The 485-nt window shown below is 51.8% G+C and carries 1 protein-coding gene and 1 pseudogene; both read right to left on the bottom strand.

The features are described from left to right. A pseudogene (locus tag ACO0LC_RS29165) lies at positions 1 to 102 on the bottom strand (biopolymer transporter ExbD); the annotation flags it as partial. Positions 103 to 291: 189 nt separating this feature from the next. Further along, positions 292 to 485, bottom strand: a 194-nt coding sequence (locus tag ACO0LC_RS29160; protein WP_423009761.1) for a MotA/TolQ/ExbB proton channel family protein, incomplete at its 5' end; no start/stop codon positions are given.

Below are 485 nucleotides of genomic sequence, written 5' to 3'. Positions count from 1 at the left end.
GATGATCAGCAAGACCAGCATGACGTCTACCAGCGGGGTGGTGTTGATGGTGCTATTGACTTCGTCTTCGCCATCACCATCATTGCCAATTGCCATTGCCATAATGTGTTCTCTTTCAGATTTCACGCCGGACTATTCTCATAGCCCGGCCAAATGCTTTTGCAGAAGTGCTGAGGAAGCGTAGCAAGCGGCGCTAGTTTGAACTAAGAAGCGCAACCGTACTTTAGTACGGTGACGAATTTACAAAAACAGCAGGTTCAAAATCGCGTCGCGCTTAGCTTCATCAGTGCTTCATTTCTTGGCAGCTGTTTTGCCCATGTTGCCGGACAGGACAACAGAGTGCAGGTCAGCGGAGAAGGCACGTACGTCTTCCATGGCGCTCTTGTTGCGGCGGACCAGGAAGTTGTAACCCAGAACAGCAGGAACAGCCACAGCCAGACCAATCGCAGTCATGATCAGCGCTTCACCCACTGGGCCCGCTACTT

The sequence above is a fragment of the Undibacterium sp. JH2W genome (assembly GCF_049340425.1).
Classification (GTDB): Bacteria; Pseudomonadota; Gammaproteobacteria; order Burkholderiales; family Burkholderiaceae_D; genus Undibacterium.
Note: the sequence above shows the minus strand (reverse complement) of the source record. Positions and strands in the feature narration are given on the sequence as shown.